The organism is Providencia sp. PROV032 (genome assembly GCF_028484875.1).
Classification (GTDB): domain Bacteria; phylum Pseudomonadota; class Gammaproteobacteria; order Enterobacterales; family Enterobacteriaceae; genus Providencia; species Providencia rettgeri_E.
Window position 1 is genome coordinate 1 of record NZ_JAMPSX010000028.1, and the last position, 26,874, is coordinate 26,874.

At 42.4% G+C, this 26,874-nt stretch carries 26 protein-coding genes; 17 read left to right on the top strand and 9 right to left on the bottom strand.

Annotation, left to right across the window (positions count from 1 at the left end; all coding sequences use genetic code 11):
• Window positions 1-65: 65 nt before the first annotated feature.
• Both corC and lnt read left to right on the top strand, forming a co-directional pair.
• Window positions 66-950: a CNNM family magnesium/cobalt transport protein CorC gene (gene corC / locus PSF42_RS16785; protein ID WP_125894263.1), complete on the top strand. Its 885-nt coding sequence runs from the start codon at window positions 66-68 to the stop codon at window positions 948-950.
• Window positions 950-2,479 carry an apolipoprotein N-acyltransferase gene (gene lnt / locus PSF42_RS16790; RefSeq protein ID WP_213914233.1) on the top strand — a complete coding sequence of 510 codons (1,530 nt, stop codon included), beginning with the start codon at window positions 950-952 and terminating at the stop codon, window positions 2,477-2,479. The genes corC and lnt overlap by 1 nt, the downstream gene beginning before the upstream one ends.
• Window positions 2,480-2,526: 47 nt before the next feature.
• Here lnt and PSF42_RS16795 read toward each other — a convergent pair whose 3' ends face one another.
• Together PSF42_RS16795 and PSF42_RS16800 are read right to left on the bottom strand one after the other, a co-directional pair.
• Window positions 2,527-3,450, bottom strand: a complete 924-nt coding sequence (locus PSF42_RS16795) for a sugar kinase (RefSeq protein WP_272680391.1) — start codon at window positions 3,448-3,450, stop codon at window positions 2,527-2,529.
• A gap of 3 nt (window positions 3,451-3,453) precedes the next feature.
• Entirely contained in the window at window positions 3,454-4,470 is a 1,017-nt protein-coding gene (locus tag PSF42_RS16800) for an SPFH domain-containing protein (RefSeq protein WP_272680392.1), read from the bottom strand.
• Window positions 4,471-4,620: 150 nt separating this feature from the next.
• On the opposite strand from PSF42_RS16800, the gene PSF42_RS16805 reads away from it, so the two are divergent.
• A complete protein-coding gene (locus PSF42_RS16805; RefSeq protein WP_125894184.1) occupies window positions 4,621-5,334 on the top strand; it encodes an NUDIX hydrolase in 714 nt (237 codons plus the stop codon).
• 48 nt (window positions 5,335-5,382) lie between these two features.
• Here the strand turns inward: PSF42_RS16805 and PSF42_RS16810 are convergent, their stop codons facing one another.
• From PSF42_RS16810 to PSF42_RS16830, 5 genes are all read right to left on the bottom strand, one after another.
• Window positions 5,383-5,910: a protein K gene (locus PSF42_RS16810; RefSeq protein WP_148099021.1), complete on the bottom strand. Its 528-nt coding sequence runs from the start codon at window positions 5,908-5,910 to the stop codon at window positions 5,383-5,385.
• A gap of 109 nt (window positions 5,911-6,019) precedes the next feature.
• Window positions 6,020-6,520, bottom strand: a complete 501-nt coding sequence (locus PSF42_RS16815; RefSeq protein ID WP_125894188.1) for a protein disulfide oxidoreductase — start codon at window positions 6,518-6,520, stop codon at window positions 6,020-6,022.
• Window positions 6,521-6,804: 284 nt separating this feature from the next.
• Entirely contained in the window at window positions 6,805-7,536 is a 732-nt protein-coding gene (locus PSF42_RS16820; RefSeq protein WP_272680393.1) for a DsbA family protein, read from the bottom strand.
• Window positions 7,533-9,605, bottom strand: a complete 2,073-nt coding sequence (locus PSF42_RS16825) for a protein-disulfide reductase DsbD family protein (RefSeq protein ID WP_125894192.1) — start codon at window positions 9,603-9,605, stop codon at window positions 7,533-7,535. The genes PSF42_RS16820 and PSF42_RS16825 overlap by 4 nt, the downstream gene beginning before the upstream one ends.
• A gap of 48 nt (window positions 9,606-9,653) precedes the next feature.
• Entirely contained in the window at window positions 9,654-10,064 is a 411-nt protein-coding gene (locus tag PSF42_RS16830) for a metal resistance protein (RefSeq protein WP_125894265.1), read from the bottom strand.
• A 584-nt stretch (window positions 10,065-10,648) separates the two neighbouring features.
• On the opposite strand from PSF42_RS16830, the gene PSF42_RS16835 reads away from it, so the two are divergent.
• From PSF42_RS16835 to PSF42_RS16850, 4 genes are all read left to right on the top strand, one after another.
• Entirely contained in the window at window positions 10,649-11,542 is an 894-nt protein-coding gene (locus PSF42_RS16835; RefSeq protein WP_213914229.1) for an amino acid ABC transporter substrate-binding protein, read from the top strand.
• A gap of 115 nt (window positions 11,543-11,657) precedes the next feature.
• Window positions 11,658-12,398, top strand: a complete 741-nt coding sequence (locus tag PSF42_RS16840; protein ID WP_102138300.1) for an amino acid ABC transporter permease — start codon at window positions 11,658-11,660, stop codon at window positions 12,396-12,398.
• A 4-nt stretch (window positions 12,399-12,402) separates the two neighbouring features.
• Window positions 12,403-13,080 carry a glutamate/aspartate ABC transporter permease GltK gene (gene gltK, locus PSF42_RS16845; protein ID WP_109913215.1) on the top strand — a complete coding sequence of 226 codons (678 nt, stop codon included), beginning with the start codon at window positions 12,403-12,405 and terminating at the stop codon, window positions 13,078-13,080.
• Window positions 13,077-13,802, top strand: coding sequence for an amino acid ABC transporter ATP-binding protein (locus PSF42_RS16850; protein WP_004257041.1), 726 nt, complete (start codon window positions 13,077-13,079; stop codon window positions 13,800-13,802). The genes gltK and PSF42_RS16850 overlap by 4 nt, the downstream gene beginning before the upstream one ends.
• Window positions 13,803-13,878: 76 nt before the next feature.
• Here PSF42_RS16850 and PSF42_RS16855 read toward each other — a convergent pair whose 3' ends face one another.
• A complete protein-coding gene (locus PSF42_RS16855; protein ID WP_125894199.1) occupies window positions 13,879-14,289 on the bottom strand; it encodes a GFA family protein in 411 nt (136 codons plus the stop codon).
• Between the two features lie 451 nt (window positions 14,290-14,740).
• Here PSF42_RS16855 and leuS point away from each other — a divergent pair, with 451 nt between their 5' ends.
• From leuS to nadD, 4 genes are read left to right on the top strand one after another with little or no spacing between them, the layout of a single operon-like run.
• On the top strand, window positions 14,741-17,323 hold the full coding sequence (gene leuS, locus PSF42_RS16860) for a leucine--tRNA ligase (protein WP_213914245.1): 2,583 nt from the start codon (window positions 14,741-14,743) through the stop codon (window positions 17,321-17,323).
• Window positions 17,324-17,353: 30 nt separating this feature from the next.
• On the top strand, window positions 17,354-17,893 hold the full coding sequence (gene lptE, locus PSF42_RS16865) for an LPS assembly lipoprotein LptE (protein WP_036957952.1): 540 nt from the start codon (window positions 17,354-17,356) through the stop codon (window positions 17,891-17,893).
• Window positions 17,893-18,924 (top strand): DNA polymerase III subunit delta, encoded by a 1,032-nt coding sequence (gene holA, locus PSF42_RS16870; RefSeq protein WP_125894201.1) that lies wholly within the window; start codon window positions 17,893-17,895, stop codon window positions 18,922-18,924. The genes lptE and holA overlap by 1 nt, the downstream gene beginning before the upstream one ends.
• Window positions 18,917-19,582 carry a nicotinate-nucleotide adenylyltransferase gene (gene nadD, locus PSF42_RS16875; RefSeq protein ID WP_125894203.1) on the top strand — a complete coding sequence of 222 codons (666 nt, stop codon included), beginning with the start codon at window positions 18,917-18,919 and terminating at the stop codon, window positions 19,580-19,582. Before holA ends, nadD begins: the two co-directional genes overlap by 8 nt.
• On the opposite strand, the gene PSF42_RS16880 is transcribed toward nadD, so the two are convergent.
• Window positions 19,573-20,295, bottom strand: coding sequence for a YbgA family protein (locus PSF42_RS16880; protein ID WP_272680394.1), 723 nt, complete (start codon window positions 20,293-20,295; stop codon window positions 19,573-19,575). The genes nadD and PSF42_RS16880 overlap by 10 nt on opposite strands.
• Before the next feature lie 263 nt (window positions 20,296-20,558).
• Here PSF42_RS16880 and rsfS point away from each other — a divergent pair, with 263 nt between their 5' ends.
• From rsfS to dacA, 6 genes are all read left to right on the top strand, one after another.
• On the top strand, window positions 20,559-20,885 hold the full coding sequence (gene rsfS / locus PSF42_RS16885; protein ID WP_080641496.1) for a ribosome silencing factor: 327 nt from the start codon (window positions 20,559-20,561) through the stop codon (window positions 20,883-20,885).
• 2 nt (window positions 20,886-20,887) lie between these two features.
• Complete coding sequence (gene rlmH, locus PSF42_RS16890) at window positions 20,888-21,358, top strand: 23S rRNA (pseudouridine(1915)-N(3))-methyltransferase RlmH (protein ID WP_004908925.1); 471 nt, start codon at window positions 20,888-20,890, stop codon at window positions 21,356-21,358.
• Window positions 21,359-21,390: 32 nt separating this feature from the next.
• Complete coding sequence (mrdA, locus tag PSF42_RS16895; RefSeq protein WP_125894207.1) at window positions 21,391-23,280, top strand: peptidoglycan DD-transpeptidase MrdA; 1,890 nt, start codon at window positions 21,391-21,393, stop codon at window positions 23,278-23,280.
• Window positions 23,281-23,317: 37 nt separating this feature from the next.
• The gene (gene mrdB / locus PSF42_RS16900; RefSeq protein WP_125894209.1) at window positions 23,318-24,430 is read left to right on the top strand and encodes a peptidoglycan glycosyltransferase MrdB; all 1,113 of its coding nucleotides are present in this window, start codon (window positions 23,318-23,320) and stop codon (window positions 24,428-24,430) included.
• Between the two features lie 13 nt (window positions 24,431-24,443).
• Entirely contained in the window at window positions 24,444-25,418 is a 975-nt protein-coding gene (rlpA, locus tag PSF42_RS16905) for an endolytic peptidoglycan transglycosylase RlpA (RefSeq protein ID WP_272680395.1), read from the top strand.
• A gap of 172 nt (window positions 25,419-25,590) precedes the next feature.
• Entirely contained in the window at window positions 25,591-26,802 is a 1,212-nt protein-coding gene (gene dacA / locus PSF42_RS16910) for a D-alanyl-D-alanine carboxypeptidase DacA (RefSeq protein ID WP_125894213.1), read from the top strand.
• Window positions 26,803-26,874 lie beyond the last annotated feature (72 nt).

Consider the following 26,874-nt stretch of genomic DNA (forward strand, 5'->3'; position numbering starts at 1 on the left):
CAGCCAACAACGCTGCAGTTCGAAGTATGACGAGTATTTTTTTGAGGAATATTAAATTAACCGCCATGAGCGACGATAACTCTTCGAGTAGCGATAACCCTGGTCCTAAGAAAGGGTTCTTTGCACTGTTAAATCACCTATTCCATGGTGAACCTAAAAATCGTGATGATTTAGTCGAATTAATCCGCGACTCTGAACAAAACGATTTGATCGATCCTGATACCCGCGAAATGCTTGAAGGGGTAATGGATATTGCGGATCAGCGCGTACGCGACATTATGATCCCGCGTTCCCAAATTGTTACCTTAAAACGTAATCAAACGCTTGATGAGTGCCTTGATGTCATTATTGACTCAGCTCACTCACGCTTCCCTGTTATTAGTGAAGACAAAGACCATATCGAAGGGTTATTGATGGCAAAAGATTTACTGCCATTTATGCGTACCGACGCAGAGCCTTTTAGTATTGATAAGGTATTACGCCAAGCGGTTGTTGTCCCTGAAAGTAAGCGAGTAGACCGGCTACTCAAAGAATTCCGCTCTCAACGCTATCATATGGCTATCGTGATCGATGAGTTTGGTGGCGTTTCTGGTCTAGTGACCATTGAAGATATTTTAGAGCTCATCGTAGGCGAAATTGAAGACGAATATGACGACCAAGACGATGTTGATATTCGTCAACTCAGCCGTCATTCTTATTCTGTCCGAGCCCTTACACAGATTGAAGATTTTAATGAAGCCTTTGGGACTCATTTTAGTGACGATGAAGTCGATACCGTCGGTGGCCTCGTTATGCAAGCCTTTGGACACCTGCCTTCTCGTGGTGAAATCATCACGATAGACAACTACCAATTTAAAGTTGCGATGGCTGACAGCCGCAGGATCCTTCTGCTTCACGTGAAAATTCCAGACGACGCGCCAGTTCCAACTTTGGAAGAAGAACAGACTTAATGAACTCAACGTCTATTTATCAAAGCCAGCGGTTACGGTTATTGCTGGCTTTAATTTTCGGAGCCAGTGGAACACTGGCTTTTTCGCCTTTCGACATCTGGCCTGCCGCACTGCTTTCTATCCTTTTCCTCCAACTACTGACCTTGCAGCGTACAGCCAAACAATCTTTTGCTATTGGCTTCGCTTGGGGATTTGGCTTATTCGGTAGTGGGGTTAACTGGGTTTACGTCAGTATTGCCGATTTTGGTGGCATGCCGGGCCCTGTAAACGTATTTATTGTTATTTTATTAGCCGCTTACCTCGCGCTTTATACTGGCCTTTTTGGTGGTTTACTGGCTAAGCTTGCTCCTAAAGCTAATATTTGGCGTTTCGTTTTTATGGCGCCAGCGCTCTGGCAAGTCACTGAATTTCTGCGGGGTTGGGTATTAACTGGCTTCCCATGGCTACAATTTGGTTATAGCCAGATTGATGGGCCGATGAAAGCACTCGCCCCTGTATTTGGGGTAGAAATGATCACATTGCTTTTATTTAGCATTAGTGGTCTGTTAGTACTCGCTATCCTACGCCGCAGCTTTATCGCGCTCGCCGTTGCAGCTGCCTTCATTTTTGCCCCATTAATCGCCAAAAATGTACAGTGGTTTACCCCCCTTGAAGGCAAAAAAATGGAAGTGGCATTGGTTCAAGGCAACATTCCCCAATCAATGAAGTGGGAAGCTAGCTTCTTACAAAAAACCAAAGACACCTACATGGCGCTCTCTCGCCCTTATATCGGCAAAGCGTCTTTGATTATTTGGCCTGAATCAGCGGTCCCTTCTGTTGAGCTCGATAACCAAACGTGGCTTAAATCTCTCGACCAATTATTGGCAGAGTCGAATACCCAATTAATTACTGGAATTGTGGATGCACGCCCGATAGATGGTGAATATACTTTTTATAATACAATCATTGTATTAGGCGATAAAAACCCGTACTTGTACCCATCTAAAAACCGCTATAACAAACACCATTTAGTGCCATTTGGTGAATATGTACCTTTAGAAGATTTGCTGCGCCCTATCGCACCGTTCTTTAATTTGCCAATGTCAGGTTTTAGCCGTGGCGATTATGAGCAAGCGCAATTAGCGGTTGGTAATATTCATCTAACGGCTGCGATTTGCTATGAAATTATTTTAGGTACACAGGTCAGGGATAATTTTAAACCTGATAGCGATTACTTACTTACCGTCTCCAATGATGCATGGTTTGGTCAATCTATCGGCCCATGGCAGCATTTCCAAATGGCGCGTATGCGTTCATTAGAATTGGGACGCCCATTATTACGTTCCACCAATAACGGGATAACTGCGGTGATCAGTGCAGATGGCTCAATACAAGATATGCTGCCACAATTTAAAGCAGCGACGCTTGCTACTGAAGTCACACCAACAACTGGACTGACACCTTACGCACGTTGGAGCCATTATCCGATGTGGGGAGTAGTCGTTATATTTGGTATTCTTGGTTTTGCTCTGAATCGCCGTCAAAAATAACGATATTGACCCCACCTCAGTCGCTATCAATGAGGTGGGGTAACCCGCTAAGCAACCAGTAACCCTTGTAGATCCGCAATTTTCACTGTCACAATACAACCTGAGTTGAATTGTAAGAAATCATCTTCGATACCATCGGAAAAAATAACACCGTTATGGGGCATTAATGATTCAATGGCTAACGGGCTCCCCGGCTCAATCGTGCCAAATACCCATTTCGTTCCTGTTGTTTTACTTAAAAATGGCTCCCTAACACTAAACTGTAATTTACTTTCTCCCCAGCCAAACCCTTTTGCCAACGGATGATTATGTCCCCCCATAATTGCCTGTGCTCCCGCTAAAATAGATTGAAACCAACCTGTTGACCCAAGTCCTGTGGATATAATAATGCCAGAGGATGATTGAAACTCTTGCTCTCCATTCCAATTTAACAAATAACGTGCCGACGTGTGGCTTTTCGGACCAATGAATAAATCGTTCACCGCGAGTAAGGATTGCCCGTCATTGGTCGTTGCCTGTGCGAAGGTCACCTTTTTTTGCCCTATTTTTCCTTTTAAGGTATTCATCACCACTTCCTGCAATTGGCCTATTTCAAAAGGAAGCAACTGACCATCCCACCTTTCAGGATCTGGATTAATAGCGATAACGGGTTGTCCGTTTAAGTACTTCAAGGTGTTCGCCACTAAACCATCTTGGCCAATCACGATAACAATATCGTGTTTAGAAAATTGGTAACTGGGCAATAATTTTCTCTCCAATAATTGAAACCTACCTAATGATTTCAATATCGATTCGGCTTGTATTAGTTGGCGTTGATATAAGTCATGTTCATTTAAGTAGTCACTCACCTCTACATGGTTGTGTTCCAAGTAAAATTTGGCTTGAGGCCAAGTATTAAAGCGCTCAATCAATTCCTGCAAACGTGTTTTACGCATTACTAAGACAAAACGTACGTCATTATTCCTTTGCATTATTTACCCCCCTTTCTTCATTAGCTGGCCAAATAAATCAGGCGATATATTGAGCTCACCAATCTTACCGGCATTTTGTGCTAATGATTCGAATGCCATCGCCATCAATTGTTCTGGTCCCATTTTTGCTAACGCTAATGCTTTTAAGTTTTCAACCGGTAATTGACTATAGGCTTTCATTTTAGATTCAATAGAGTAAGCATCGGCGTCCGACTGTATGCGTTGGTTTTCAACACTAAGCGCAACCAATTCATTGCGTTTTGCTTCTGCGTTCACCTGTGCGATTAACTCCTCTTGCTCGATTTCTGCTCGCTCTCGCAATATTTTCCGCTCATTATCAAGGCGCGCCTCTTCAATTTGCTGTTCTTTGGCTTGAACAGATAAGTCGGTTTCTAATTCCGCTTCTTTGATTGTGCGTTCTTGTTCGACAGAAAATTTACGTCTTGCATAAATGGCATCATCAGCCTCTTTCAGTATGGATTCTCTCGCTTGTGCTTCTAATGCTTTAAGCGTTTCAGGTAACGGTGCAATGGCTGAGATAGAAACATCCAAGATTTCAATCCCCAGAGACTCAATGACCGCCTGCACGGCGAGTTGCTGGCTTACCAAAACAACTAATGATTGGCTAATTAACAATGCATCCCGCAGTGAAGTGGTTTGTACTTTGGCTTGGATCACGGTTTGAGCCGCTCGTACGACTCGATCATTTAATTTAAGGGGGTCTTCTGAAGCGTAACTTTTTCCGTCCTTAGATAAGTTAAAATTTAAGACGTCCGCTGTTTTTTCGGGCTGTTTTACCTGAAAAGAAATTTGCCCCTGAATACGTAAACTTTGGAAATCAGCTGTTTGTAAATTAAAAATAAATGGGGCTTCTTGTGCATTCAATGGAAGCGCCGCAATGGAGGTTTTATCGGAGTTATACCAAAAACTGAGCCCTTTACCTTGCTTACGCACTTTCCCATTCACGGATTGAATAACAAAAGTCGATGAATCTGCTTTGAAATATTTAAAGTTAATCATAGTGTGCTCCTCATTATTGTCTTTATGACTTTAATTAATTATTGTCCTATAGACATTAATTAGTCAAGCAATAATTGTCTTAATGACATTAACTATTTTTTAGCGTATAGTTTATTCATCAATGCCAATCAGACTTTGAGTGATAACCAAATGAATGAAAAAGAATTTTTAGCTCACTACGATAGAAAAAAATTTCTATCACCGCTTATCACTGTCGACGCTGTAGTATTTACCTATCATGAAAACACGCTGAAAGTATTACTTGTCGAGCGCGCTAATTTTCCAGAAAAAGGAAAGTGGGGGTTGCCGGGTGGTTTTATTGATGAAATAAATGATAAAAATTTAGAAGAGACGGTGTTACGTAAGCTGAAAGAAAAAACAGGGGTTATCCCACCCTATGTTGAGCAGCTTTGTACTGAAGGCAACCATCAACGGGATCCTCGAGGCTGGTCTGTCACTGTTTGTTATACGGCGTTAATTGCTTACCAATCCTGCGAAGCGCATATTGATACGGTGGATTCTGTCAGGTGGGTCTCTATTGATGAGATAGATCAGCTTTCTCTTGCATTCGACCACTTCAAACTCTATCAACAAGCAAGAGAACGTCTAAAGCAAAAATCACTCTACTCAATCGTGCCAGGTTTCGCACTTCCTGACGTTTTTACCTTAGCTGAGCTGCAACATGTCCATGAAGTTTTGATTGGCAAACCTTTGCAAAACAAATCGTTCAGACGTCGGCTCGAACAAGCAGATTTGTTGATTGATACTGGAGAAAAACGCCACGAGCGCGGCCGGCCCGCTAATTTGTATCGTTTAAAACCACAATCCGCGGATTACCGTTTTATTCGTAATTTAGAATTTTAGTAATTGATATGCCTGATAAATAAGTATTATCAGGCACTTTAATGAGTGCTATTGGCAAATAGCTGGAGTCACAATATAGGTAAAAATGAGTTTGTTCGACTTATGATAATTATGTGTAATGCCTTCGGGGAACATTTCATGCAAAATATCCATACCTGCATTTTTACTGCAGTAGTTGCGGTTTAAAATTTCACGCATATTTTGCTGCCAGCTATCACCTTCCAATATATTGTCAGGGATCCCTTTGATCGTGTATTGATAAAATAACATGCCATTTTTAGCAGTCACTTCCGTCAATAATGTTACATCGTCGATTAACATAGGTAGAGATTTAGCCATATCAGACAGAAAAATGCCCCGTAACATCGTTGGGTCATCATCCCCTTTTGCATTAAATGCATTGATTTTATCTTCTGTCGAGTTAGCTTTTATTTCATCATAGCGCTGGTCTATTTTTGAATTTTTTATCGTTTCTGACGGTTGTTTCGTTGTTGTTTTTTCTTCCACCTCAGGGGAGCACCCTGTGATTAATACCGCCCCTAAAAATAATCCAATTACTTTATTAAACATAGCCATCCCATTCACCTATTTTATTATTTATATAGCCGAATGAGTTTACCATAATGATAAATTAAACTTATAGGCAGAAAAGTCCCCTTTTTAATCTAAAGGGGATATAGCAAAATTAAAACGATGCAAACCACATACGCATTTTTAAGCCGTAAGAGCTAGTCCAACCCGATGTAAAGCTGACTAATTCGCCGTTATCAATCACCATAAAGGTGGGCGTCGCACTGACCCCGACCGCATTGGAAAGCTGACCGCTGGTATCGTTAATCACAGGAAACGTTAATTCTTTGTTTTCCATTCCCTTGATTAAGCGAGATGTTTCACCTGAGCGTATCGCTACGGAAATAATTGGCATACCTGATTGGCTTAATTCTGATACCGTTGGCGAAGTCAAATTACATACCCCACACCACGTCGCCCAGAAATAAACCAATATTGGTTTTTCTTTGCTTAACTCAGCTAGTGAAACGCTCTCACCATTCACTAGCGTGTGCTGTTCCAATAATACAGGTGCAAGGGTTTGTGGCTTGCGCCATAAATCCATCACTGTAAAAGCAATAAATAAAATAATTGCCAAAACAATAATTTCTTTAGACCACTTTTTTAGTCTAGACATACGTTTTTAACCACTTAGTTTTCAAATAGCCCAAATTTAACGTATAGGAAAACAAAGCATTTAATCGAAATTAATGCTTTGTTATTAAGTTAAAATGCTTTCTTTCCTAATTCGCTAATACTTTTCTAAGTAAATCTTTAGCTTAACTTTATCCTCTAAATAATTCGTGTTGTGGCTAGGCGGCAAGTGAAACTAAGCCCTAAGAGCATACATCAGTATGTGACTAGGGTTAGTAAACGAAGCCAACAACGCCACAGCGCGAAGTATGACGAGGATAACGAGGATTATTTGAGCTTAGCGAGCTGCTCCTTCACTATCTCTTCAAACTGCTGCGCATCGATAGCGCCAGGGATCAACTCATCCCCCACCAATGTTGCTGGCGTTCCATTCACACCCAATTTTTCTGCCAACATCATATTGGTGCGAATACCATCACGGCTCTTATCACTCGCTTTCAGCTTATCATTGCCAGTGGCTTTGAGGGCATCTTTGATATTTGCATCTGATAGCATGCCCTGTTTTTGCATAAATTTGTGGTGTAGAGCTTCAAATGCTTTCGGGTTTTCTTGCCATAACGTCATGCTTAACTGAGCTGAATCCATTGATGTTTGGCCTTTAAATGGTAAATATTTGATTACCACAGCCACATCATTAGGGTATTTTTTCACAATATCCATCAGTTGAGGGTCGAAACGCTTACAGAATGGGCAGTTGAAATCCGTAAAGTTAACTAAGACGAGCTTCGCATCTTTTTTACCGATAAGTGGGCTGGTTGGGTCATTAAACAGAACATCCTGCTCCGCTTTTAACGTTTCTTTCATCTGAGCTTGTTGTCTTTCCCCTTGTTTCGCTTGCAGGGCAACAATGGCTTCTTCTAAAATTTCAGGGTTTTCAACTAAAGTATCACGCACTAATTTACGCACTTGTGCTTCTTGGTCTGCACTCAAAGGTGCCGCCTGTGCTACTGTTCCCATCATTAGTGATGAAAATAAGACAGCTAAAATTGTTTTTTTCATTTTGTGGCTCCTTTGGCCTGATTCATAATGGATATTAGCGATTCACGATCAAGTATCGTTGACAGTACTTCGCCTTCGGCCAAGTTAGGGCCATAAATTTGATTGAATGGAACAGCAACCTGTCCACGTTTTTGTAAAAATGCTGTAATTTCAGGTGAAGGTTTGGTCCAATCCCCACGTAAAGCAACCACATCAGGTTCACTGAGCAGTTGTTGGATATCATCCCTTAGCAGTACATTGTATTTATTTGCCTTACAGGTTACGCACCATTCCGCGGTGACATCAATAAATACCCGTTTATTATCCGCTAACGCGTCAGTAATTGCCTGTTCAGTTAACGGCTGCCAATTCACGGTATCTTTAACGAGAGAGCGGCTACCGGAATGCTGTTCTTGTGTCATCCAGACAAACCCACCAGCAAAAACAGCAAATAATATCAATGGTAAGATTGCCGCCCTAATACCCCGTTTTATCGCGATAAAGACCACCAATAACACTAAGAAAACAACAGCAATTGCGGTCGATGTGGTGACACCAAAATGCGGTATTAATAAGCTAATTAACCATAAGCTGGATATCAGCATCATTAACCCAAGTACAGCACGCAGCTTCAGCATCCACATACCAGGCTTTGGTAGTAAACGAGAGATAACCGGAAAAGCCGCGATCAGTAGCCACGGTAAACTCATTCCGACACCTAATGCCGTGAAAATCAACCACAACTCTTCCATTGGTGCTGCCAATGCAAATGCCACGGCTGTGCCCAAAAATGGTGCAGAGCAAGGCGTTGCCAGTAATGTCGCAAATACCCCTTGCCAAAAATGGCCACTGTTACCATGACCGCCTGCTGTCGCCAAGCGTGTATTGGCCTTACTGCCGAGATTGATTTCAAATAAGCCAAATAAATTCGCCGTAAATAACGCCGTTACCAGCACCATAAAGCCGATAAACCACGGGTTTTGGAACTGAATTCCCCAGCCAACTGCTTGTTGACCGACTCGTAATAACGTCATCAAGAGCGCCAGTAACCAAAAGGAAACTAGAATACCGAGAGAGGACAATAAAAACTGGCGACGAATGGTCTTTTGCTCACCATTAGGCACCATCAAAACAGAACCAAGTTTCATTGCTAACACCGGAAGTACACACGGCATTAGATTAAGGATCAAGCCCCCTAAAAGAGCAAATAGCATCACCTGCCATAAAGAAGCACTGCTCACTTTAGACGCTACCGTGCCGGTAAATGGGCTAACTTGATGGCTAACTTGCTGTGAAATATCGCCATCTGCAACAACAAAAGAAATGGTTTTTCCAGTTAAATCAGGAGAATCGCTACCCCAATCATCGCTGACATCTATTGTTGCTGTTAAATGGTCACCTGATGTTTCTATTACAGGCACGCCTAATGCCGCCCCTTCAACCACATCAGTGAAAATATTCGGTTGCTCCCACGCGGTTCCTGTGCTTTTTTGCAATTCAATGATTAGCTTATCATTCGCAAAACCAACTTTAGTTTGCTCAACTAAACCACTTGATGGTGGAACCGCACCTTTGGCTTGATTAAACGCCCAAGTAAAGTCAGCTGGAACAGGTTCTGTTAAATCGAGCTCAAACGGGTAATCTGTTAAAATACAAACATTACTGCACGTTGATAATGTTAACGTACCTTCAAGTTTATCCAACTTTTCATTACTTGTGACTGTAATGGGGAAAACAATATCCCCCATGTAGCCTTGAGTTGAAACGCCCGCAACATCAAAGCGACCCGGCGTTGGCCATTGCCAATCCGTTGATTCAACAGGTGACGACCACACAATTTCAGGCGCAACTCCGCCTTCACCAGGTGAGCGCCAATAGGTTTTCCAGCCTTCATCAAGCTTTACATCTAGCAAAATGTCGACTTTGCCATTTTCCTGTGCCGAACTTAATAACCTGACCTGCGCATGCTGCGGGGTATTATCACTCATCCACCCCGTATTCGCAGGTTGCAACCACCCCGTATCCGCAGCATATAAACTGCTCGAAAATAGTGCAAAAAATATAAAAAATGAATTAATTAAAAAACGCATTGTTTCCTCCAGAATAAATTACACAAACAAGTCCCTATTCGTTGTGCGCTAATTCCGAAGATTACAAAACTGTAAGTGTCGTCTGACTCTTGGAGGGGCATGTTTCTCTTCATTATTTGCTCTAGATATAAATAGATTAGTACAAAATAACGTTAATGCCGCTAAAGAAAGAAACATGAAGAAGAGAGGTTCAAGAACAGCAGGTAGCAAAGTCATCAATGACTTAGCACTCAGCTCACAACTGGAAAGCTGCGCACTGCCGCTATCACTTTGATTTACTTGAAATTCACTGATGTAAGAAAGGTTAATTCCCGTATTAATTTGTGCTTGCGCGAGCACATCCGGCACAAAAAAATTGGCGAACAGACGCTCTCCGACGGCGCGTTGATTTATACAAACCAATACCATCAGACAGGCGAATAACACTAATCCTTTACCTAATCTTAAATGCCTGTTCATGCGCATCTTTGTATAACTTCCTGAAATAACACTCATTATGCGACTTTGATAACCATAACGATAAAAACCAGTCTTTGGCTAATACCATTACCCCATCTATCTATAAGTTAAATAGAGGTTACATCTTACACAGCAAAATATTCCGTACAAGTACCATCAGCTAACTTTACAAATATTATTCCATTTCAGATCAGTAAACATGCAACTCCATCAAAACTCGGCACGTAAATTGCTTAATCCAATGTATGCCATGATACGAAGATAAATTGCACTTTAATAGTGCGTGATTATCAGTTTCAAACAATTTTAGATAGCAAACCACCATGTTAGTGCGGTAACTCAAAAATTACCCAAATAATATGCGAGACAGCTCCCGAAATTGAAACAATTTGTTTTCATTAATTAACAATTTTAATTACTTTTTAACAAGAATAAAACATATAGCGGATAATCGCGGTGTTATCTAAATCAGCGAAATATTTGCAAACACAACACAACAAAACCACAGTAATTCAGGCGTTATCTCGCGATAGCCCCTTAAAATTACAGCGGGCTTACACCGATGTTCTAAAGGAGTTGTAATTATGCGTATAAGTAAACTTGTATTATCGATGATGATTTTAGGTGCAACCTGCGCAGTCCAAGCAGAAGAATTAAACGGCACTCTGAAAAAAATCAAAGACAACGGTGTAATAGTTGTTGGTCATCGTGAATCATCCGTACCGTTCTCTTACTATGATAATAGCCAGAAAGTGGTTGGTTACTCGCAGGATTATTCAAATGCCATTGTTGATGCAGTGAAGAAAAAATTAAATATGCCTGATCTGCAAGTCAAACTCATTCCAATTACATCACAAAACCGTATTCCACTCCTGCAAAATGGCACATTTGATTTCGAGTGTGGCTCAACAACCAATAATGTAGAAAGACAAAAACAAGCTGCTTTCTCTAACACGATCTTTGTGGTTGGGACGCGCTTACTCACCAAAGGTGACTCTGGTGTAAAAGACTTTGCTGACTTAGCAGGTAAAAATGTCGTTGTGACCTCAGGTACAACTTCTGAAATTCTGTTGAATCAGTTAAATGATGAAAAAAATATGAAAATGCGCATTATCAGCGCGAAAGATCATGGTGACTCATTCCGTACTTTGGAATCTGGTCGTGCTGTCGCCTTTATGATGGATGACGCATTGTTAGCGGGTGAGCGAGCAAAAGCGAAAAAACCAGAGATCTGGGAAATCGTCGGCAAGCCACAAACTGAAGAAGCTTATGGCTGTATGTTACGTAAAGACGACCCTCAATTTAAAGTGCTTATCGATGAAACCATTGCGAATGCACAAACCTCGGGTGCCGCTGAGAAATCCTTTGACCGCTGGTTCAACCAACCTATTCCACCGAAAAATCTGAACCTGAAATTTACGTTGTCCGATGAAATGAAAGCCTTATTTAAAGAACCGAATGACAAAGCATTAAACTAATAAAAAGACAAACAGGGTATTACTGAAGTAAGAATTGCAAGGCGGTCGTTCCCCGCCTTGCATCCTCTTTTACGACAGTATTCGGGAATTTCATTGCCCACAGGAAGTCAATATTATGTCTATTAATTGGAATTGGGGGATTTTCCTTCAGGAAGCCCCGTTTGGGAATACCACCTATTTAGGGTGGTTAATATCTGGTCTCGAAGTCACTGTCACGCTTTCCATTTGCGCATGGATTATCGCATTCTTAGTTGGCTCATTTTTCGGTATTTTACGTACCGTACCTAACCGTTTTTTAGCCTTTTTAGGAACCGCCTACGTAGAGCTATTTCGCAACGTACCGCTTATTGTGCAATTTTTTACTTGGTATTTGGTGATCCCCGAACTGCTTCCTCGCTCAATCGGGGATTGGTTTAAAATGGATTTAGATCCTAACTATCAATTCTTTATATCTTCAATGCTTTGCCTTGGGTTATTCACTGCAGCGCGAATGACCGAGCAAGTACGTGCAGCCATTCAATCACTACCTAGAGGACAAAAAAGCGCTGCTCTCGCAATGGGGCTCACTTTGCCACAAACCTATCGCTACGTTTTATTACCCAACGCCTATCGAGTCATTTTGCCCCCCATGACGTCAGAAATGCTGAACTTAGTCAAAAACTCAGCCATTGCGTCAACCATTGGCTTAGTTGATATGGCGGCACAAGCAGGGAAACTATTGGACTACTCCGCTCACGCATGGGAATCCTTTACCGCAATTACGTTAGCTTATGTCGGAATTAACGTCATTATTATGATTTTAATGACGTTATTAGAGCGCAAAGTTCGCTTACCTGGCACCATTGGAGGGCGGTAAAATGATGTATGAATTTGATTGGAGCTCAATTGCTCCGAGTATGCCCTTTTTAATCGATGGCTTTATTGTCACCGCGAAAATTACACTGACCGCGATAGTGGTGGGGATTTTGTGGGGTACTGTCCTTGCTGTGATGCGGTTATCCACATTCAAACCCATTAGCTGGTTTGCAGCCCTGTATGTGAATACATTTCGCTCCATACCATTAGTCATGGTTTTACTGTGGTTCTACTTAATTGTGCCTAGCTTATTACAAAATGTTCTAGGCTTATCACCAAAAAATGATATTCGTTTAATTTCTGCAATGATAGCCTTCTCTCTTTTTGAAGCGGCCTATTACTCTGAAATCATTCGTGCTGGTATTCAAAGTATTTCTCGAGGACAAGCCTCCGCTGCGTTAGCCTTGGGAATGACAAATATGCAAACCATGCGGCTCGTCGTATTACCGCAAGCCTTTAAAGCCATGGTGCCTTTGTTGTTAACACAAGGGATTGTACTGTTTCAGGACTCCTCTCTCGTGTATGTGCTCAGTTTGACCGACTTTTTCCGTACCGCCACCAATATAGGCGAGCGTGATGGAACACAAGTAGAGATGGTTCTGTTTGCGGGTCTGGTGTACTTTATTATCAGTTTTGGCGCTTCTATGTTAGTGAATTATCTTAAGAAAAGGACTGTTTCATGATAACCCTGAAAAATGTATCCAAATGGTATGGCCAATTTCAGGTGCTTACAGACTGCACAACTGAAGTTAAAAAAGGTGAGGTTGTGGTGGTGTGCGGGCCATCTGGTTCTGGTAAATCCACATTAATAAAAACAGTGAATGGTTTAGAACCTATTCAGCAGGGTGAGATTTTTGTGAATGACATTCAAGTTAATAACAAAAAAACTGACCTTGCAAAGCTTCGCTCTAAAGTTGGGATGGTGTTCCAACACTTTGAGCTATTTCCTCATTTGTCGATCATTGAAAACCTGACATTAGCGCAAGTTAAAGTATTAAACCGCGATAAAAAAGAAGCGGAAGCAAAAGGTTTGAAATTATTGGAGCGTGTAGGTTTATCTAGCCATGCCAATAAATTTCCGGCTCAACTTTCAGGTGGGCAACAGCAACGTGTCGCTATCGCTCGCGCACTGTGTATGGACCCCATCGCAATGCTATTTGATGAGCCTACTTCAGCGCTAGACCCAGAAATGATCAACGAAGTTCTTGACGTTATGGTTGAATTAGCCAATGAAGGCATGACCATGATGGTGGTGACCCATGAAATGGGATTCGCCAAGAAAGTGGCTAACCGCGTGATTTTTATGGATGAAGGGAAGATTGTTGAAGACAGTAAAAAAGAAGACTTTTTTGCAAACCCGCAATCTGATCGTGCAAAAGATTTCTTAGCGAAAATCTTGCATTAAGTTTATTTATTATTTGGCAGAGAACTATCAGGTTTTCTGCCACTTTCCTGATTAAAATCATTCACCATTAACTGCACTATTTTTCATTTACTTTTTTATAAATAAGCTTCCCAATAACGCCTCCCCCGCCATCTTTGGGGTGATTCACGCCATCCATAACATCAACCTCTGCAAAATCAAATGGAGAGATACCTTCAAGACACGCAACATTCACACCATATTGCTCAGGATTAGAACGGCGCTGATGAAAAGTATAAATACCACATACAGAGCAAAAAAAGTGAACCGCTTTCTGGGTATTGAAACGATACTCGGTGAGTTTGTCAGCCCCTTCTATTATAGTGATCCCTAACAAAGGGGCTGAAACTGCAATAGCTCCACGCATTCGACAAAAAGAGCAATTACAGCGTCTTTTTGTATTGAGTCCATCTGTTAATACAACCTTAAACTTCACTGCACCACAGTGGCATTGCGCTCTTTTTTCCATAACAATTCCACAATTGTATAACTGTTGTCAGATAAATTAATAGCAGCCACTATAAAGCAAAGGTCCACTCACCCGCTTAATGATTTTGTGCCTTTTCCATTTTAATAAGGCACAAATAAAAATTAAAAGCCCAATTGATGTTCATTGGATGCATGCCTTCCACAATTAAAAACGGCACTATAAAATATTTGATAGTTTCGTTTTTTTTTGTGTAAAACACTACCAATCTTGCTGTTTTTTGGTTAAGTTTGATGGTCATTGGAATGTAAAATTCTAACTTCGCCCCCCAAAAACAAGATCCAGCTTCCCCTATCGGTTCAGCTAATCAACGATTGTTGTGATAAGGCATTGTTGTTTTCGGGTATGATCCGTTATGCTATGCGGATCTAATTTAAGAAAGACATTAATGCTACTTAATGTAGCCTTTACTCACCATAGGATTATCGGTGCCATGCAAGAACAATATCGTCCAGAAGATATAGAGCCTAAAGTACAGCGTCACTGGGATGAAAAAGCAACTTTCAAAGTGACTGAAGACAACAGCAAAGAAAAATACTACTGCCTGTCCATGCTACCTTACCCTTCTGGTCGACTACACATGGGCCACGTACGTAACTACACCATGGGTGACGTTATCTCTCGTTACCAACGCTTGTTGGGGAAAAACGTTCTCCAACCCATTGGTTGGGATGCGTTTGGTCTACCTGCTGAAGGTGCTGCGGTTAAAAATAATACCGCTCCTGCGCCATGGACTTATGCCAATATCGATTACATGAAAAACCAGCTAAAAATGCTCGGTTTCGGTTACGATTGGGATCGCGAAGTCACGACTTGTACCCCTGAATATTACCGTTGGGAACAATGGTTCTTCACTAAACTGTATGAAAAAGGTTTAGTATACAAAAAAACGTCTGCGGTGAACTGGTGCCCTCACGACTTAACTGTTTTAGCGAATGAACAAGTGGTTGATGGCTGCTGCTGGCGTTGTGACACTCCTGTTGAGCGCAAAGAAATCCCACAATGGTTTATTAAAATTACCGACTACGCAGAAGAATTGCTCAACGACCTCGACAAATTAGATGACTGGCCAGAGCAAGTTAAAACCATGCAGCGCAACTGGATCGGCCGTTCCGAAGGGACTGAGATCACTTTCAATGTTGCAGACCGTGATGAAACCTTAACGGTTTACACCACTCGCCCTGATACCTTTATGGGGGCAACTTATGTCGCTGTCGCAGCTGGTCACCCTCTGGCGAGAGAAGCTGCGGCAAATAACCCTGAATTAGCCCAATTTATTGATGAGTGCCGTAACACCAAAACTGCAGAAGCAGATATGGCAACCATGGATAAAAAAGGGATGGCTACGGGCTTATTCGTTATTCATCCATTAACCCAAGAAAAACTGCCAATTTGGGTCGCTAACTTTGTTTTAATGGAATACGGTACGGGTGCGGTTATGGCCGTTCCAGCCCATGACCAACGTGACTGGGAATTCGCCCACAAATACAACTTACCCATCAAACCTGTTATTGCCGATGCTGATGGCAATGAACCTGATTTATCCCAAGAAGCGATGACCGAGAAGAATTCCCTGATTAACTCAGGTGAATTCAGTGGATTAGACCACCAAGCTGGTTTTAATGCGATTTCAGATAAACTCGTTTCTCTGGGCGCAGGCCAACGTAAAGTAAACTATCGCTTACGTGACTGGGGCGTTTCACGTCAACGTTACTGGGGCGCACCAATCCCAATGGCAACATTGGAAGATGGTACTGTCGTGCCTGTTCCTGAAGACCAATTACCTGTCATTCTGCCAGAAGATGTCGTGATGAACGGCATTACCAGCCCAATTAAAGCTGATCCTGAGTGGGCAAAAATGACCATTAATGGTCAACCTGCACTACGTGAAACCGATACTTTCGATACCTTTATGGAATCATCTTGGTACTATGCACGTTATACCTGCCCACAATATGACGAAGGCATGTTAGACCCAGAGGCAGCGAACTACTGGTTACCGGTTGACCAATATATCGGTGGTATCGAGCACGCTATCATGCACTTAATGTATTTCCGCTTCTTCCATAAGTTGATGCGTGATGCAGGGTTAGTAAATTCCGATGAACCAGCAAAACGCTTACTGTGCCAAGGCATGGTGCTTGCTGATGCATTTTATTACACCGGCAGCGATGGCCAACGTGTTTGGGTCTCCCCGGCAGATGCTATTGTTGAACGTGACGATAAAAACCGTATTACTAAAGCCGTAGACAGTGAAGGTCATGAACTGGTGTATACCGGTATGAGCAAAATGTCTAAGTCGAAAAACAACGGTATTGACCCACAATTGATGGTCGAGAAATACGGTGCCGATACTGTTCGTCTGTTTATGATGTTTGCAGCGCCACCTGAGTTAACCCTTGAGTGGCAAGAGTCTAGCGTTGAAGGTGCTAACCGCTTCGTTCGTCGTGTTTGGCGTTTAGTGCATGAACATTCTCAAAAAGGTGCGACTTCGCCTTTAGATATCAGCGCACTGACACCAGAACAGAAAGACTTACGTCGTGATCTGCACAAGACAATTGCTAAAGTCTCTGATGATTTCAGTCGTCGTTATGCATTTAATACCGCGATTGCAGCCATCATGGAATTCTTAAACAAATTAGTTCGTGCACCACAAGAAACTGAACAAGACCGTGCATTAGTCCAAGAGTCTCTTGAAGCTATCACATTAATGTTATCACCAATCATTCCACATGCTTGCTTTGAAATGTGGAAAGCGCTCGGTCACCAAACAGACATTGACTTTGCACAGTGGCCTGTTGCTGATGAAAAAGCCATGATTGACGATACCAAGCTGGTTGTCGTTCAAGTTAATGGTAAGGTTCGCGGCCGTATCACCGTTCCGGCTGATGCAACCCAAGAGTTTGTCCTAGACATGGCAAAAAATGAGCCAAGCGTAGCGAAATACCTTGAAGGTGTTAGCATCCGCAAAGTAATCTATGTCCCAGGCAAATTGCTAAACCTTGTTGTAGGTTAATATTAGGTTGTTGGCTGATAAGGAGGCCAGGTGCGTTATCTGATAACTTTATTTTTGAGCCTGGCGGTGCTAGTCACCGCAGGTTGCGGTTTTCGTCTTCAAGGAACAACTCAAATTCCTGAGGAACTGAGAACTTTGCAGCTAAGTTCAAGTGACCCATATAGCTACCTCACAAGAGCGCTTAGGGAGCAACTGCGGCTCAATAATGTGACCATTCTCGAAACTGGAAGAGCCGGTGTTCCCATTTTGAAAGTTCTGAGTTCTAATGAAAACACTGAAACTGTATCCGTTTATCAAGATGGTAAAGCAGCAGAGAAACAATTAACACTGGTAATGAATGTGCAAGTGTTAATGCCTGATGGTGCTATCTATCCATTACAAAGCCGTGTTGAACGCACTTTCTTCGACAACCCTTTAGAAGCACTTGCAAAAGATGCAGAAAAAGAAATTGTTAGACAAGAAATGCAAGAACAAGCTGCACGTAATATCGTGCGTAAATTATTGCTTGTTCATTCAGCAGAGCTTGAAAAAGCAAAAAACCAAGCGGCTGATACGAATACTCAACCATAATGACGCGTATTTACCCTGAACAGCTGGCCTCTTCGTTACAAGAGTCTCTAAGAGGCCGCTATTTAATTTGGGGCAATGAGCCCCTTCTTCTTCAAGAAAGCCAAGATGCCATCCGAAAAGCCGCACAAGAGCAAGGCTTTGAAGAGCATTTTTCGTTTTCTCTTGAACAAAATACCGATTGGGATGAAATTTTTAGCCTCTGCCAAGCTCTCAGCCTATTCGCAAGCCGCCAAACTCTGACGCTATTATTACCTGAAAATGGCCCTAACGCCGCCATGGCAGAAAAGCTGAACCAACTAGCACAACTACTACATTCAGATCTCCTTCTTGTGTTACGCGGTCATAAGCTCACTAAAGCACAAGAAAACAGTGCTTGGTTTAAAGCAATTAGCCAAGATGCTATTTATATCAGCTGCCTAACTCCTGAATATCAGCGGTTACCACAATGGGTTTCTAAACGCGCCTACAGTATGCGGCTTTCGTTAGAAACTGAAGCTAACCAGCTACTTTGTTACTGCTATGAGGGCAATTTACTTGGTTTGGCGCAAGCACTTGAGCGGCTGTCTCTTCTTTATCCAGACGGTAAACTCACCTACCCTCGGGTCGAAAGTGCCGTTAATGATTCTGCGCATTTTACCCCCTACCATTGGGTTGATGCCCTATTGGCTGGTAAATCCCGCCGTTCATGGCATATTTTAGAGCAGCTGCAACAAGAAGATGTCGAGCCTGTTATTTTATTGCGTTCAATCCAACGTGATCTCATGTTGCTTATTACATTAAAACGCCAATCTGCAACCACCGCGCTAAAGACATTATTTGATCAACACAAAGTGTGGCAAAACCGCCGAGGTGTGCTCACGGAAGCTTTACAACGTTTAACACTGCATCAATTGCAATCTGCATTAATGTTATTAACGCAAGCAGAAATCAATATTAAACAAGATTTTAGCCATTCCCCATGGCCTGACCTACAGTCACTGTCTATGCTATTATGTGGTAAAGCATTTGCAGAGAACTTTATTCATGAGTAATTCTTTTCCAAAACAACATAACTTGCTAGCGCTATTCGGAGGGACATTCGACCCTATTCACTTTGGCCATTTACGCCCAGTGCAAGCCCTTGCCCAACAGGTTGGTCTCGAAAAAGTTCTCTTGTTACCTAACCACGTCCCCCCCCATCGCCCACAACCCGAAGCGACGCCATCACAACGTTTAGAAATGGTGAAACTTGCGATTCAAAACCTGCCGTTGTTTACTATCGACACCCGTGAATTAGCGAAAAACAGCCCTTCTTATACAATAGAAACGCTAATTGAATTACGCCAAGAAATTGGGCCAGAAAAACCCCTGGCGTTTATTATTGGCCAAGATTCCTTATTGTCGATTAATAAATGGCACGGTTGGGATCGCATTCTTGATAACTGCCATTTATTGGTTTGTTCCCGACCGGGGTATGCCACGCAGTTTGCCGACCCTAAAATGCAAAATTGGCTGTTAGAACATCAAACAACAGACCCTATTACCTTAAACCAAATAGCGAATGGGTATATTTTTATTGGGGATACCCCATTGGTAAATATCTCTGCAACCGAAATCCGCGAAAAATTAAGCTCCGGTGACTCGTGTCAGGATTTAATTCCAGATGCGGTTCTGCAATATATTCATCAACAACACCTTTATCAGCAATAAGGGATCTCTCTTATTGAACTGCAATTAGGGTATGGTTCAAAAATGACTTGCTCTATTAAATAGTTGTCTGGGTATTGAACAAGCAACTGTTTCATCATCGCTAACGGCCGGTTTAACGGTAAATTCCCCGCTAAGTAGTCATTAATCAGCCACAATAAGCGTTTTTTCTCATCTTTCGTAGCTTTGTGTTTAAAATAGCCTTGCATATGACTTAGCGCATTAACTTCAATGTTTCTTGAAGGTACCGTTGCCAATATTTCCATTAAACAGGCTTTATATTGATTAAAAAAACACTCAAGATCGGTATTGCTTTTAATACTTGCCACTAAGCGCCCGGTATACTGATAGCCAACTGGGGAATACGCCATAATGAGATATTTGTGGCAACTATGAAATTGGATAATATTGTGATGTGTTAACACGCGATATAAGCCATTTAATCTTTGTATCGTATATAATTTCGTCAAAAAGCAGTCCCAGAACGCAACATTTTGTAGTTTATCATCGGTTAATATCGGAATGCTTGCAGGGAATAGCCCTTGTAATTCACAGAATTGCGGCTGAGAGCAGATAATACCATTAACTTTGTCCTGCACGTCCTCATGGGAAAAACTCGTTACAAATTCAACCGTAGAATTCACTTGCCGATAAATATTAGCAGGCAGGTGATTAATCCCTTCAAATATAAAAACTTTTGGTTTAATTATTTGCACAATACGTATCTCATCCTAAAATATTTATCTGGGGAACAGTTTTTAGCGCTATTTTGTAAAGTTAGCACAAACTTCTTGCTCAAATGTACGGATATCCCTATAAATTTCACTCCACAATGAATAAAAAAGAATTTAGCCGATTTTTCTTAAAATCTAGGGTAAAATAGCAAGGCTGTTAATGTCTTTGATTCATTATCAGCGATTATTTTATCGACAAACTACAAACAGTGTTTAACGTGATATTCTGTTTATTTGAATAAAAGGTGAACCTTTTGCAAGGAACTGAACTCCAACAATTTATTATCGATCAGCTTGATGATGCTAAAGCAGAAGATATCATTACTATCGATGTTCAAGGGAAATCAAGTATTACTGATCAGATGATCATCTGTACAGGGACATCAAGCCGCCATTTGATGTCAGTTGCTGACAGATTAATCGAAGCTTGCCGCAAAAATGGTTTAATGCCATTAGGTGTTGAAGGGCAAGGTATTTCTGATTGGATTGTCGTCGACCTTGGCGATGCCATTGTTCATATAATGCAAGATGAAAGTCGTCGTATGTATGAATTAGAAAAGCTCTGGAGCTGAGTTTGAAATTACAGCTCATCGCCGTTGGAACAAAAATGCCGGACTGGGTCCAGACCGGCTTTATGGATTACCTCCACCGTTTTCCTAAAGATATGCCCTTTGAATTAACGGAAATTCCAGCAGGGAAACGTGGAAAAAATGCAGATATAAAACGCATTCTAGAAAAAGAAGGCGAATTAATGCTCGCTGCGGTAGGCAAAGGAAATCGCATCGTTACTCTGGATATTCCAGGCGATCGTTGGGACACCCCAAAACTTGCCGTACAGCTCGATAAATGGAAACAAGATGGCCGTAATGTCAGTTTATTAATCGGTGGTCCCGAAGGTCTTGCACCCGCTTGCAAAGCGGCCGCGGAGCAAAGCTGGTCACTTTCACCACTTACGCTTCCCCATCCACTGGTTCGTGTCCTTGTTGCCGAAAGTCTGTATCGCGCATGGAGTATTACGACTAACCACCCTTATCACAGGGAATAGTCAGGTTTAAATATGTTCAAAATGGCAATGGGATGAAAACACAACGCACCCCTTTTCGCGACCATACCGCTGAATCAGTTTTGTTTATCCGCCGAGCGCTTATCGCCTTCGGTGTGATTGTCATTTTAACGTCTATTCTTGTGACCAATTTGTATCATTTGCAAATTGTCCGCCACGAAGATTACCAAACGCGGTCAAATGATAACCGGATCAAATTAGTGCCTATCGCACCAAGCCGCGGGATTATCTATGATCGCCGAGGAACCCAACTCGCTCTTAATCGCACGTTTTATCAGCTAGAAATCGTGCCGGAAAAAGTCAGTAACCTACAAGAAACCTTAGATAATCTTCGTAGTGTGGTCGATTTAACTGACGAAGACATCACTAACTTTGAAAAAGAGCGTAAGCGCTCACGTCGGTTTACCTCTATTGCACTAAAAACACAGCTTAACGAAGTCCAAGTCGCGCGTTTTGCTGTTAATCAATATCGTTTTCCTGGTTTAGAGGTCAAAAGCTACCAACGTCGTTCTTACCCATACGGCTCTGCATTAACCCATGTGATTGGCTATGTGGCAAAAATCAATGATAAAGATGTTGAACGTCTTGATAAAGAAGGTTTATTACCCAACTATGCCGCTAGTCACGATATCGGTAAATTAGGTATCGAACGCTATTATGAAGATATTTTACACGGTAAAACAGGCTACGAAGAAGTTGAAGTGAATAGCCGCGGGCGTGTTATTCGCCAACTTCATGAACAACCACCGCAAGCAGGTCGAGATATCTACCTCACCATTGATCTCGAACTGCAAATTTATATCGAAAAGCTGTTAACCACCAGCCGTGCAGCCGTCGTCGTCACTGACCCGCGTAATGGGGAAATTTTGGCTCTGGTGTCGAATCCAAGTTATGACTCTAACTTGTTTGTTAACGGTATCTCCAATAAAGATTATCAAGCATTATTGAATAACCCTGATAGGCCATTGATTAACCGAACAACTCAAGGGCTTTATCCCCCTGCATCGACAGTAAAACCGTTTATTTCTGTCGCTGCGTTAAGTGAAAAGGTGATCACGCCCAACACCACCATTTTTGACCCTGGTTGGTGGCAATTACCCGGTTCAGAAAAACGTTATCGTGACTGGAAGCGCTGGGGACACGGCAAACTCAACGTATCAAAATCGATTATTGAATCTGCGGATACCTTCTTCTACCAAGTCGCCTATGACATGGGGATTGACCGTATTTCTGAGTGGATGAGCCGGTTTGGCTTTGGCGATTATACAGGAATTGACCTTGCTGAAGAACGCTCAGGGATCATGCCGACCCGTGAATGGAAACAAAAACGCTATAAAAAACCTTGGTATCAAGGCGATACTATTCCTGTAGGGATTGGACAAGGCTATTGGACCGCAACGCCAATTCAAATGTCAAAAGCATTGATGACATTAATTAATGATGGCCAAGTTAAAACGCCTCATTTGCTCTACGGCACAAAATTGGGTAATGCCATGGTGCCTTATGAAGATAAAGAAACCAAGCAAATTGGCGACGTGAATTCAGGTTTTTGGGAATTAGCTAAGCATGGCATGTACGGTGTTGCCAACGCACCAAATGGTACGGGCCGCCGCAGTTTCATTGGTACGCCGTATAAAGCTGCGGCCAAATCGGGTACCGCGCAAGTCTTCAGTTATGAAACCTATAATGCCAGTAAACTTGCTGAACACTTACGCGACCATAAGTTGATGATTGCTTACGCTCCGTATGATAAACCCACTATCGCTGTTGCGATTATTTTAGAAAACGGGGGCGTGGGCCCTGCAGTCGGCGACATTGTGCGGCAAATATTTGACCACGTTCTTCTTGGTGATAACAGCACTGATGTCCCGGTGTCAGCAACCAATCCAGGAGAAGATCGCTGATGCACAATCTAATGAATAACCATGGGCTATAAAGAATATGACAGACGATAAGAAAAAGATTTCGTTATCCACACGTCTGCATATAGATGTGCCTATGCTTCTGATTATTATCGCGTTGCTTGCATACAGCGCATTTATTATGTGGAGTGCTAGCGGTCAAGATCCTGAAATGATGGAACGCAAATTGGGGCAGATAGCATCAGGCTTCATCGTCATGATCGTGATGGCGCAGATCCCCCCTAGAATGTATGAAAACTGGGCACCTCACCTGTTTATCTTTTGTGTTATTTTATTGGTTTTTGTTGATGTGTTCGGGCAAATAAGTAAAGGGGCTCAGCGCTGGTTAGACTTGGGGTTTATTCGGTTTCAGCCCTCTGAAATTGCAAAAATTGCCGTCCCTTTAATGGTCGCTCGCTTCATGAACCGAGACCTATGCCCTCCTTCATTCAAAAACACCTTAATCGCACTCGTCTTGATTTTTGTACCGACACTATTAGTGGCTGCGCAGCCAGATCTTGGTACCTCAATTTTAGTTGCCGCTTCCGGCTTGTTTGTTTTGTTCCTTGCTGGGATGAGCTGGCGGCTTATTACTGTCGCAGCCATTGCTCTCGCAGCCTTTATTCCATTGCTGTGGTTCTTTTTGATGCATGGCTACCAAAGAGCCCGCGTCATGATGTTATTAGACCCAGAAACTGACCCATTAGGGGCTGGTTACCATATTATCCAGTCAAAAATTGCGATTGGTTCTGGTGGGTTAGTGGGGAAAGGTTGGCTACATGGCACACAATCACAGCTTGAATTTTTGCCAGAAAGACATACCGACTTTATTTTTGCCGTGTTAGCAGAGGAACTTGGCTTAGTCGGGGTGCTTATTTTACTTGGCCTATATCTTTTACTGATTATTCGCGGACTTTATATTGCTGCTAGCGCACAAAATACATTTGGCCGGGTTATGGTTGGTGGTTTGATATTAATCCTTTTTGTCTATGTATTTGTGAATATCGGTATGGTCAGTGGTATATTACCTGTGGTTGGTGTTCCCCTCCCTTTAGTGAGCTACGGGGGATCCGCTTTGATTGTTTTAATGGCTGGATTCGGTATTATCATGTCGATACATACACACCGAAAATTCCTTTCTAAAAGTTTATAAGATGAGGCTTAGTATGCGTTTACAATGGATAATGCTTGGCGTCACAGCCGCGCTACTTAGTGGCTGTGTGACAGAAAATGTTAAACAACCAGCCCAAGTGCCAACCAATGTACCCACTCAAGATGTATTAGGTGCAGAGCCTCATTATGAGCCGTATCATCCAACCGCAAATAATGATTACTCACGTAATGGCCAACAATACCAAATCGTGCGTGACCCATCACAATTTAGCCAAGTAGGCTATGCATCCATTTATGGTGCGGAGTCTGCCGGCAATATGACAGCGATAGGTGAACGTATTAACCCTGTGGAATTAACTGCCGCTCATCCTACTTTGCCTATCCCAAGTTATGTTCGTATCACTAACATGATGAATGGTCGCATGATGGTCGTGCGTGTTAATGACCGCGGCCCTTATGTCCCGGGTAAAAGTATTGCAGTATCAAGAGCGACCGCTGACCGCCTGAATTTAATGCCGACGACAAAAATTAAAATTGATGCTATTCAAGTTGCTCAAGATGGTACCTTGTCAGGTCCTGGGACCGTAGGTTCTAATTTTGTGAAACAAAGTTATGCATTACCAGGGCGCCCACAATTAGGTTCTGGCCCAATGGGTACCCCTGTAATGGAGAACTTGCCAACGCCAGAAAATATATTGCCCGTTCAGCAGCCAAAAGAGCCAATGCAGCCTACTATGCCAGATATGAACCTGCAAACCCCTACACCACCGCCAACTGCAACTACCGCTGAAGAACCTGTGCCAGAACGTGGTTTTCTCGTTCAAGCTGGTGCGATTAGTAACCAAACTAATGCACAAAACATGCTGAATGAATTGAAAACGCAATTTAATGTCCCTGGACGGTTACAACCCTACAACGGTATTTTCCGAGTACAATTAGGGCCATTTAGTACAAGACAGCAAGCTGTTGAGGTTCAAGGCCGTTTACAGTCTGAAAAAAATCAATCGTCAATGGTCGTTGCGCCATAAAGCGATGCTAACTTAGGTCGCTCACGTCTATTTGGAGCAACCTAAATTCAGGCAATATTGAACTGACAAAAAAATCATTGGTGCAGCGCAAAAGTCACTTTTTTCTTACCCCTTTCTTTTGCTAAACTGCGCCTCCTTGTGTTAACCGAATTTCGGATGTAATGGTAAAACCATGAATAATGTCGCTCCATCACGCATCGTGCGTCATACAGTGCTGGGCTCCGCACTCCTTCTTATGACTGCTAATATTGCAAATGCTAATGAAACTTTCCCGACCCCATCAATTCCTGCTGCACCTGCGATTGATGCAGAAGCTTATATATTAATTGATTATAATTCAGGCAAAGTTCTTGCTGAAAGTAATGCAGACCAACGTCGCGACCCTGCGAGTTTGACTAAAATGATGACCAGCTATGTTATCGGTCAGGCAATTAAGTCAGGCAAAATTGGTGAAAATGATATTGTCACGGTTGGAAATGATGCGTGGGCGACGGGTAACCCAATATTTAAAGGCTCATCATTGATGTTCTTAAAACCTGGCGATCGCGTTAGCGTATCCCAGCTAACTCGGGGCATTAATTTGCAATCAGGTAACGATGCTTGTGTTGCAATGGCCGACTATATTGCAGGTGATCAAACCAACTTTGTACAATTAATGAATGGCTACGTGAACAAATTAGGGCTAAAAAACACCCATTTTGAAACGGTTCATGGTTTAGATGCGGATGGTCAGTACAGCTCAGCCCGTGATATGGCCCTTATTGGCCAAGCGCTAGTGCGTGATGTACCTGAAGAATACGCTATCTATAAAGAGAAAGAATTTACCTTTAACAATATCCGCCAAACAAATCGCAATGGGCTGCTGTGGGATAAGAGCTTAGCTGTTGATGGCATCAAAACAGGCCATACTAATGCCGCGGGCTACAACCTTGTCGCATCAGCAACCGAAGGCGACATGCGCCTGATCTCCGTTGTTATGGGGGGGAAAAGCAGCAAAGGCCGTGATGCAGAGAGCAAAAAATTACTCACTTATGGCTTCCGTTTTTATGAAACCGTTAAGCCATTACAAGCCAATGTTGACTTTGCCAGTGTGCCAGTCTGGTTTGGTGATGAAAATGAAGTAAAATTAGGTGTCACAGAAGATTTATACCTCACAATCCCACGTGGCCGCTTAAAAGATTTAAAAGCTAGCTATGAATTATCGACAGCTGAGCTCGAAGCCCCGTTAACCAAAGGCCAACAAGTCGGGACAATTAGTTTTCAGCTTGATGGCAAAATCATCGAACAACACCCTCTAGCGGTGTTAAAAGATGTTGAAGAAGGTGGTTTCTTCAGCCGATTAATTGACTACATCAAGTTACTCTTTCATCGCTGGTTTGGTTAAGACTTGAAACTAAAACAAGTCGCCCTCATATAGTAAATATTGAAATATAGTAAGTATCGAAATGTTTGTTGG